Raw genomic sequence first — 9,155 nt, forward strand, 5'->3', positions numbered from 1 at the left:
GCGTGGTCAACGAGCTCATGTTCGCGGTGTTCAATGCCGCGGCGTTCGGCATGGCGATATTCGTGGTCGCAGCGGGCCTGACGCTCATCTTCGGCCTGATGCGCCTGCTCAACATGGCGCAGGGCGGCTTCTTCATGATCGGCGCCTACACCGCCTATTCGGTGATGGGGCGCGATGTGCAGTCGCTGTGGATGTTCCTGCTCGCGGCGCTGGTGGGTGGCATCGTCGTGGCGCTGCTGGGGCTGGTGACCGACCGGCTGGTGCTGCGCCGTCTGCGCAACGTCGATCCGCACTACGTGCTCATCGCCACCTTCGCGCTGATGATGGTCTGCACGGGCGTCACCAAGCTCATCTGGGGCGTGGATTTCTTCTCGGTCAATCCGCCACCGGGCCTGGACCAGCCGCTCAATCCCTTCGGCATGTTCTTCTCGGCCTACCAGATCTTCGTGATCGCGGCGGGGCTGGTGGTGTACATCGTGCTCGAACTGGCGATCCATCGCATGTGGTTCGGCAAGCTGATGCAGGCGCTCGCGGCCGACCCGTGGATGGCGGGCGTGCTCGGGCTCAACGTGTCCTTCGGCATCGCGCTGAGCGTGATGGCGAGCTTCTTCCTTGCCGGACTCGCGGGCGGCCTGCTGCTGCCGAACCAGAGCCTGTCGACGGGACTGGGCGATTCGTACCTGATGTATGCCTTCTTTGCCGTGATCATCGGCGGGCTCGGCAACATCCGGGGTGCTTTCATCGGTTCGCTGGTGCTGGGGCTGGTGCAGAGCCTCAACACGGTGCTGCTGCCGTCGGTGCCCGGCCTTGCGATCTATGTGGTGCTGGCTGCTTTCCTGCTGTGGAAGCCCAGCGGACTGTTCCCGGCCGTCGGTGCGCAGGCCGAGGCGGGGGCCGAGTCGCATGGCTCTGGTGCGCTGCATCGCCCGAGGATCTCGCGCGGCGCGTGGCAGGTGGTGGGCGTTGCGACCGTCGGCGTGCTGGCCACCTTGCCGCTGTGGGTCAATGCCGGCCCGCTGTATGTGGTGGGCACGGTGCTGGTCCAGGTGATCTTCGCGCTGTCGTGGAACATCCTGTTCGGCTACACGGGGCTGGTGTCCTTCGGGCACGCGGGCTTCTTCGCCATCGGCGCGTACCTCGCGGCGCTGGCATTGCGGCATATCGCGGGCGTGCCCTTTCTCGGCGTGCTCGCGGGCGCCGCATTGCTGGGCGCGATCGCGGCGTGGGTCATCGGCGTGCTGGCGCTGCGGCGCATGAGCGGCGTGTTCCTCGCGGTCCTGACCGTGGCGCTGGCCGAGGCCCTCAGGCTCATCATCGGCTTCTCGACTTTCCTCGGCCGCGAGGACGGCATCACCGACATCCCGCGCCCCGCGCTGGACTTCGGCGTGTTCCGCATCGATCTCGCCAGCTCCAACGCGTACTACTGGTTCCTGCTGGTCGCGACGGTGCTGATCACCGCCTTCCTGTGGTGGCTGCTGCACAGCCGCTTCGGACGCACCCTGCAGACTGTGCGGCAGGACGCGGAGCGCGCCGCCTTCATGGGCACCAACGTCGCACGCTACCGGCTCGCCGCCTTCGTCATCTCGGGCGCGGTCGCCGCAGTGGCGGGCGCGCTCTATGCCCCATGGTCGCGCATCGTCACGGTCGAGGAGGTGCACTGGCTGGCTTCCGCACAGCCGATGCTGAACACGCTGCTGGGTGGCGTCAGCTCCTTCTGGGGTCCGGTCGTCGGCGCAGGGCTCTTCGCGACCATCACCTACGCGACGCGCACGCTGGTCGGGCTGTCGGAACTCATCGTCGGCACCGGCCTGCTCGCCATCATCCTGCTGGCGCCCAATGGCGCGGTCGGGCTCTGGCGCAATGTCGAGGAGCGGCTATGGGGCCGCAAACCGCGTGCACCGGCGGCGGAGCCGGCCAAGGATGCGCGCGTGTCCCCCGTCGCGGAGCTCGAAGCGGGAGGTGCGCGATGAATGCTGAGCTGCTGCGCGTCGAGGGCGTGCGCAAGAACTACGGACCGATCGAGGTGCTGCACGGCGTGAGCCTGTCGGTCGCGGCCGGCGAGGTCTTCGCCATCATCGGGCCGAACGGCGCCGGCAAGACCACGATGTTCAAGGTCATGACCGGTGAGGTGCCGTCCAACGGCGGCACCATCCACTTCGGCGGCAAGGACGTCACGCGCATGCCGGCGCACGACCGCGTGCGGGAAGGCTTTGGCCGCACCTTCCAGGTTGCGCGCGTCTTTCATGACTTCACCGTGCTCGACAACGTGATCGCGGCGGTCGAGGCGCGCCGGCAGTACCGCCGCGAACCGCTGGGCTCGCGCTGGCGTTGCGCGCCGTCGGGCGAGGTGCGGGACGAGGCCATGGCGCTGCTCGAAGACGTCAAGCTGCATTCGCTGGCGGATGAGGCGGCGCGCTTCCTGTCGCACGGCGACAAGAAACGGCTCGAATTCGTGATTGCGCTGGCCGGCAGGCCGACCATCCTGATGCTCGACGAGCCGACCGCCGGCATGTCGCCGAGCGATCGCGCCGACATCGCGCAACTGGTCTCGCGCACGCAGAAGGAGCGCGGCATCACCGTCGTGATGACCGAGCACGACATGGACGTGGTGTTCGGGCTGGCCAACCGCATCATGGTCATGAACTACGGCGAGGTCGTGTCCACCGGCACGGTCGACGAAGTGCGTGGCGATCCGAAGGTCCGCGAGGTCTACCTCGGCAAGGAGATGGTCGGTGCTTGAAGTCCGCGAACTCGACGCCTTCTACGGCGACAGCCACATTCTGCTCGGCGCGCAGATCTCGGTGAAGGCCGGCCAGCGCGTCGCGCTGCTCGGGCGCAACGGCGCGGGCAAGTCGACGCTGCTGAAGAGCGTGATGAACGCCGGCCCTCGCGTGCGCGGCATCCTGCGTTTCGACGGCAAGGACCTGCATGGCGTGCCGACGCACCAGCGCACCCGCATGGGCTTGTCGCTGGTGCCGGAAGACCGTCGGATCTTCACGCACCTGACGGTGGCGGAGAACATTGCCATGGCGCGCTACGGCGCGTCGCCCACGCGGCCGGCCGTGCCGGTGGCCGACATCATTGCCCGCTTTCCGATGCTGGCGCCGCTACAGCAGCGCTACGGCGGCCAGCTCAGCGGCGGCCAGCAGCAGTTGCTGGCGGTGGCGCGCGCCATGGCCGCCAACCCCAGCCTGCTGTTGCTCGACGAGCCGACCGAAGGGCTCGCGCCCATCATCGTCGAGGAGATGGCGCGGGACGTCGTGCGCACCTGTACCGAAGGCAACGTCGCGCTGCTGCTGTGCGAACAGAACATCTGGTTCGCCCGCCGCTGCACCCAGTACGTCTACGTGATCGACACCGGCCGCGTGGTGTTCGAGGGCGACTGGGAGCACTTCGACCGCAATCCGCAGGTACAGCAGCGCTACCTCGCGCTCTGAGCCTCCGTCCGAATCCTCATCGTTTCAACGTCAACTTCCAGGCTTCCATGGATCTCCAGTACACCCCCGAACAGAACCAGTTGCGCGAGAGCGTCGAGCGCTTCGTGCGAGAGGAATACGACTTCGCGCACCGCCGCAAGCTGGTCGCGAGCGAGAGCGGCCACGATGAGCGCTGCTGGCGCAGCTACGCCGAGTTCGGCTGGCTCGCCGTGCCCTTCAGCGAGGAGGACGGCGGCATCGGCGGCGACGCGACCGATACCGGCATCGTGATGGAGGGCATCGGTCGCGGCCTGTTGCTGGAGCCCTACCTGGCGAATGTCGTGCTCGCGGGCGGTGTGCTGTCCGCGGTCGGGAGCGCCGGACAGAAGGCGGAGTGGTTGCAGCCGATGATGGCCGGCGCGCACAAGCTGGCGTTGGCCTACGCGGAACCGGCCTCGCGCTACGAACTCGCGCACTGCGAGACCACTGCGCGCCGCGAAGGCGAGGGCTATCGCATCGACGGGCGCAAGTCCTTCGTGCACGGCGGCGGCGTCGCGGATTTCCACGTCGTCATCGCGCGCACCTCGGGCGAGCCGTCCGACCGCGCCGGGTTGACCGCGCTGGTCGTCGATGCCAGGGCGCCGGCCCTCGAAGTACGCCCCTACGCCACGCACGACGGCAGCCGGGCGGCCGATCTCGTGCTCGAAGGCTTGCACGTCGATGCCTCCCGGCGCCTGGGCGAAGAGGGCGCGGCCTACCCGGCGCTGGAACTCGTGATCGATCAGGCCATTGCCGCCATCGCCTCGGAAGCCGTCGGCGCGATGAGCACGCTGGTCGACATGACGCTCGACTACCTCAAGACGCGCCAGCAGTTCGGCCGGCCGATCGGAACCAACCAGGCGCTGCAGCACCGCATGGTCGACATGTACATCGCGCTCGACGAGGCACGCTCCATGGCGTTGTACGGCGCGCTGATGCTCGGCGAGGCCGACGCGGCCGTGCGCCGCAAGGCGTTGTCGGCCACCAAGATCGAAATCGACCGCACCGCGCGTCGCGTCGGCCAGGAGGCGGTGCAGTTGCACGGCGCGATGGGCGTGACGGAAGAACTCGCGGTCGGCCACTACTTCAAGCGCCTGTCGATGATCGGCGTCGCCTTCGGCGACATGAGTTGGCACCTGCAGCGCCACGCGCAGGCCTGAGACCGAAGAGCGGGAGCACAGCGTGGACCTGAATCTTTCGGCTGAAGAGCGAGCTTTCGAGGCGGAGGTGCGCGACTTCATCGCGCGCGAGCTGCCGCAGGACATTCGCGAGAAGGTGCGGCTCGACCGGCACCTCGAACGCGACGACTACATGCGCTGGCAGAAGATCCTCGGGCGCAAGGGGTGGTTCACCGGCGCCTGGCCGCGCGAGCATGGCGGGCAGGCATGGAGCGCCATGCAGACCATCATCTTCAACCGCATCGCCGGGGAGATGCATTGCCCCGAGCTGCAGGTCTTCGGCCCGGCGATGGTGGGACCGGTGATCTACACCTTCGGCACGCCGGAGCAGAAGGCCGAACACCTGCCCGCGATCCGCGACTCGTCGGTGTGGTGGTGCCAGGGCTATTCGGAGCCCGGCGCGGGTTCGGACCTGGCCGCGCTGCAGACGGCAGCGGAGGACGGCGGCGACCATTACATCGTCAACGGCCAGAAGATCTGGACCTCCTTCGCGCACCATGCCGACTGGATGTTCTGCCTGGTGCGCACGGGCCGCGAGGCCAAGCGGCAGCAGGGCATCTCCTTCCTGCTGATCGACATGAAGACGCCGGGTGTCGAGGTGCAACCCATCCGCATGATGGACGGGCGCCACTACCTCAATGCCGTGTTCTTCAACGACGCCAGGGTCCCCAAGCGCAACCTGATCGGCGAGGAGGGCCGCGGCTGGACCTATGCCAAGTTCCTGCTGGAGCACGAGCGCGTGGAGAACGCCAACCTGCGCTTCATCACGCAGGAGCTGCAGAAGCTGCGCCGGGTGGCGTCGGAAGTGCGCAGCGACGGTCGGCGCCTGGCTGACGACCTGTCGTTCATGGCCGAGGTGAGCGCGGTGGAAGTGCAGTTCAAGGCGCTGGAGATCGGCCTGCTGCGCACGCTCTCGGACATGCATGCCGGCGCGCCGGCCGGGCCGGGAAAGTCATCCTTCATCAAGATCCGCGGCACGGAGATCGCCCAGCGCATCACCGAACTGCTGGTGCAGGCGAGCGGTCCGGATGCCTTGCGCTACCAGCCCGGCCCGCTCTTCGGCCACAACGACGACGCCTTGATCGGACCGGCGCATGCGCTCGGGCCGGTCGCGTCCTATCTCTTCTGCCGTGCGATGACCATCTACGGCGGCAGCACCGAGGTTCAGAAAAACATCATGGCCAAGCACGCGCTGGGTCTCTAGAACATGAACGACGACATCGAGTACCTCCAGGGCGAGAAGCCACTCCACGAGTACCTGCGCGGGCACGCCCGCCGCCAGCCCGGCAAGACGGCACTGGTGTGGTACGGCCGCGAGATCAGCTATGCCGAGCTGGACCGCTGCAGCGACGCCTTCGCGCAGGCGCTGCACGAGCGCGGCGTGTCGAAGGGTGACCGCGTGGCGCTCTTCATGCAGAACTGCCCGCAATACCTGGTCGCGCACTTCGGCATCCAGAAGCTCGGCGCCATCGTCAGTCCGTGCAGCCCGATGTTCAAGGCGCATGAGTTCGCCTACCAGGTGGGCGACCTCGGTGCCAAGGCGATCGTGGTGGCCGACCATCTCGTGCCGATCGTGCAGTCGGTGGCCGACCGGGTGAAGGTGCCGCACGTCTTCAGCGTGCGCTATGCGGACTTTCTGCCGGACACGCCCAGCCTGCGTGTGCCCGACGACGTCGCCGCGCGGCGGCCGCTGCCGGAAGGCACGATCGACTTCCACGCGGTCGTGACGCGCGCAAACCCGGTCGCGCCCGCGGTCGAGTTGTCGATGGACGACGTCTCGCTGATGACCTACACCTCCGGCACCACGGGCATGCCCAAGGGAGCGATGCTCAGCTACCGCAATGCGCTCTACAAAACGGCCGTGGGACAGGAGATGTTCCGCATCCGCAACGAGGACGTGATGCTGGCGGTGGCGCCGCTCTATCACATCGCCGGCATGATCTGCGGTGTCACGATGCTGGCCTACACGGGCGCGACCGTTGTGCTGCTCAACCGGATGGACCCGCTGGCGGTGCTTCAGGCCATCGAGCGGCATCGTGTGAGCTGGTGGTATGCGATGGCGCCGATGCTGGTGTCCGCCATGAACGAGCCGGGCGCTAAGCGCTTCGACCTGTCCTCTCTGCACACAACCATGGGCACGAGCTTCGGCATCAAGCTGACCGAGGAGCTGGCGCGGCGCTGGAGCACCTTCGCCAACGACTGCCTGGTGTACGAGGCGGGCTATGGGCTTTCGGAGACGCACACCAACGACGTGCTTATGCCGCGCGACGCGGTACGGTGGGGGACGAACGGCATTCCGGGACACGGCGTCGAACTGAAGATCCTTGGTCCCGAGGGCCAAGAGCTGCCGGTCGGCGAGGCCGGCGAGATCGCCGTGCGCAGCCGCGGCGTCTTTCGCGGCTATTGGAACCGGCCCGATGCCACGGCGGATGTGCTGCGCGACGGCTGGGTGCACACCGGCGACATCGGCAAGATGGATGACCAAGGCTATCTCACCTTCATCGGGCGCGTGAAGGAGATGATCAAGGTCTCGGGTTTCAGCGTCTTCCCGGAGGAAGTCGAATCCATCCTGATCCTGCACCCTGACGTGGGGCAAGTGGCGGTGATCGGTGTGCCGGATGCGGACAAGGGGGAAGTCATCAAGGCTTTCGTCGTTCCGGCCGCGGGGGGGCTCGACCAGGACGAGTTGTTGCGCTGGGCGCGCGAAAACATGTCGCACTACAAGGTGCCGCGTCACGTGGAGTTCCGTGAGTCGCTCCCGGCCAGCGGGACGGGGAAAGTATTGCGCCGGCTGCTGCGGGAATCGATTTGTTGAACCGTTGCCTTTGACGCCGACGTCTCGCCTTCAAGAAGCGTCTTCAGGGTGCAGCAGTCGTATAGCGGGCAAGGTGCCGACGTCAGCTTTCAGCCGCTGCCGTTCGGCCTGAAAGTCCGAACAGCAGCAACCAGTCAGTCTGCAGCGCTAGTTCGCGCCGGCCGCTCTAATACCCGCTCGTGGCCGTAGTTGTGCTTCCGACGTTTCACCCGCGTGCAGTCTTACGGGGATGCACGACCAATGCGTCGGAGGGCTGACGCGTTGCGTCGTCAAGCGACGCAACGGCTGATCGCCTCCCGCTGAATCGGCGAGCGAAAGGTCCGTCGACCTGCGCCTCTGATCAGATCTCCGTTTGCTCGGAAATCTCCAGTGCGTCGTCCACTTCGATCCCTAGGTATCTCACGGTCGACTAAGCCTATGTACAGTTGGCAGTCACCGGCGCCTTATATCGAATTAAAAAGTAGCCACCCGTCAGCGTCATCACAATCGCGGCGACACCGATGAGTGAACTCCCTGCCATGTGCTCGACGTCCAGATTGATCACGTGGCGGCCAACGGCGATGATGGCCACGGCCAAGATGGTTTCCAGCCTGATGCGGTGCGATTTGAAGTAGACGCGCAGTGTTTCCATGAGCTCGAGCCCAAGGATGATGAGCAGTACGCCCGAGAAGGCCGACTGCACCGACTTCATGAGTTCCGGGACAGAGTCGATGCTGTTCAATTGATTGGCGATTGCGGACGAAAACATGAACCACAGTTGGATGACCATGACGAGGATTACTGCCATCAGCAAGATCTGGGCGGCCACCAGGATGCTCTTTTCGAACCATTTGGTGATTTTGGAGGTGGGTTGTTCTTCCTGCATTGCCGGTGAATTTCTGGTTGAGGTAGGTGTGTCTGGTCGGCGTCGATAGGACCGACCATATGAAGATCGCGGTCCCTTGGGGAGCGCTCTACGGCCATGCCGAGCGCCGGCAAGTAGCCTGAAACCGCGCGGGTCGTTGCCGGGGTGGCTGCGCCGGCCTTTCGCCGGCCATTGAGCCAACGCAAGTCTCAGATCTGGGAGCAATAATGTCCACTTGATACTTCGTACAACAGGTATTCACAGGGTCAATCGCAGAAGTATTGATCCCGGTGTCAACGACCGGTCCGCAGGCTGAGCCGCCGGTGGATCGCTCCGGTTCTACTCACGCGCAACAACATCAAGCCGTCGTTCGGCACAGCGACCGGCATGGCCCGAACGGCGGCAATGCGAGGTACAGCTACCCTTGGGCCGCGGCGTGGCGGATCGCACAATCACTACGAACTACGACGGCTTCCCTGCCGCGCGAACTGGCAGGCCCGACCCGAGCCGCCAGTGGAGTAGTCAGATTGCTGGTGGCAAAGCTGACACAGGCGATCGATTCGTGGCGACCCTCGGTTCTGATCTGCCCTTAGTTTTCGAGCTACCTAGTCCGCGCTGAACAATCTGCAACTCATTGATTCTGCGAGAAGTTTTCGGATTTGACCGGTGCACTATTTGCAAGGTGCTGCGTTGTAAAAGGCAGTTTCCTTGCGAATTTCGACGAGGTGAGATGCGATGGGACCGAAGCCGACTGAACCGCCCCGGCTTTTGAGGAGGCTCCTTCGATTGAGAATGGAGCCAAGATGAGAAAGTCACCGAAGTTTTCCCCCGAGGTCATGGAGCGCGCGGTGCGCATGGTGTTT

Annotated in this window: 8 protein-coding genes and 1 pseudogene; 6 read left to right on the forward strand and 3 right to left on the reverse strand. The window is 65.6% G+C overall.

Annotated elements, in window-relative coordinates:
* Positions 1–2: 2 nt before the first annotated feature.
* From WKW79_RS35005 to WKW79_RS35030, 6 genes are read left to right on the forward strand one after another with little or no spacing between them, the layout of a single operon-like run.
* Positions 3–1,970, forward strand: a complete 1,968-nt coding sequence (locus tag WKW79_RS35005) for an ABC transporter permease (RefSeq protein WP_340339842.1) — start codon at positions 3–5, stop codon at positions 1,968–1,970.
* Positions 1,967–2,740 carry an ABC transporter ATP-binding protein gene (locus WKW79_RS35010; protein ID WP_340339843.1) on the forward strand — a complete coding sequence of 258 codons (774 nt, stop codon included), beginning with the start codon at positions 1,967–1,969 and terminating at the stop codon, positions 2,738–2,740. Before WKW79_RS35005 ends, WKW79_RS35010 begins: the two co-directional genes overlap by 4 nt.
* A complete protein-coding gene (locus WKW79_RS35015) occupies positions 2,733–3,437 on the forward strand; it encodes an ABC transporter ATP-binding protein (protein ID WP_340339844.1) in 705 nt (234 codons plus the stop codon). Before WKW79_RS35010 ends, WKW79_RS35015 begins: the two co-directional genes overlap by 8 nt.
* Positions 3,438–3,484: 47 nt before the next feature.
* A complete protein-coding gene (locus WKW79_RS35020; protein ID WP_340339845.1) occupies positions 3,485–4,615 on the forward strand; it encodes an acyl-CoA dehydrogenase family protein in 1,131 nt (376 codons plus the stop codon).
* Positions 4,616–4,637: 22 nt separating this feature from the next.
* Positions 4,638–5,837, forward strand: a complete 1,200-nt coding sequence (locus WKW79_RS35025) for an acyl-CoA dehydrogenase family protein (protein WP_340339846.1) — start codon at positions 4,638–4,640, stop codon at positions 5,835–5,837.
* Positions 5,838–5,840: 3 nt separating this feature from the next.
* The gene (locus tag WKW79_RS35030; RefSeq protein ID WP_340339847.1) at positions 5,841–7,448 is read left to right on the forward strand and encodes an AMP-binding protein; all 1,608 of its coding nucleotides are present in this window, start codon (positions 5,841–5,843) and stop codon (positions 7,446–7,448) included.
* Positions 7,449–7,788: 340 nt separating this feature from the next.
* Here the strand turns inward: WKW79_RS35030 and WKW79_RS35035 are convergent.
* The 3 genes and pseudogenes from WKW79_RS35035 to WKW79_RS35045 all read right to left on the reverse strand — a co-directional run.
* Positions 7,789–7,857, reverse strand: a pseudogene (locus WKW79_RS35035) (integrase); the annotation flags it as partial.
* Positions 7,858–7,863: 6 nt separating this feature from the next.
* A complete protein-coding gene (locus WKW79_RS35040; protein ID WP_340339848.1) occupies positions 7,864–8,313 on the reverse strand; it encodes a phosphate-starvation-inducible PsiE family protein in 450 nt (149 codons plus the stop codon).
* Between the two features lie 610 nt (positions 8,314–8,923).
* Positions 8,924–9,155, reverse strand: a 232-nt coding sequence (locus tag WKW79_RS35045) for a hypothetical protein (RefSeq protein ID WP_340339849.1), incomplete at its 5' end; no start/stop codon positions are given.

The sequence above is a fragment of the Variovorax robiniae genome (assembly GCF_037889955.1).
GTDB lineage: Bacteria > Pseudomonadota > Gammaproteobacteria > Burkholderiales > Burkholderiaceae_C > Variovorax > Variovorax robiniae.

Coding starts and splice junctions, on each gene's coding strand:
- WKW79_RS35010 (WP_340339843.1), top strand. CDS start 1,967: ATGAATGCTGAGCTGCTGCGCGTCGAGGGCGTGCGCAAGAACTACGGA.
- WKW79_RS35020 (WP_340339845.1), top strand. CDS start 3,485: ATGGATCTCCAGTACACCCCCGAACAGAACCAGTTGCGCGAGAGCGTC.
- WKW79_RS35030 (WP_340339847.1), top strand. CDS start 5,841: ATGAACGACGACATCGAGTACCTCCAGGGCGAGAAGCCACTCCACGAG.
- WKW79_RS35040 (WP_340339848.1), bottom strand. CDS start 8,313: ATGCAGGAAGAACAACCCACCTCCAAAATCACCAAATGGTTCGAAAAG.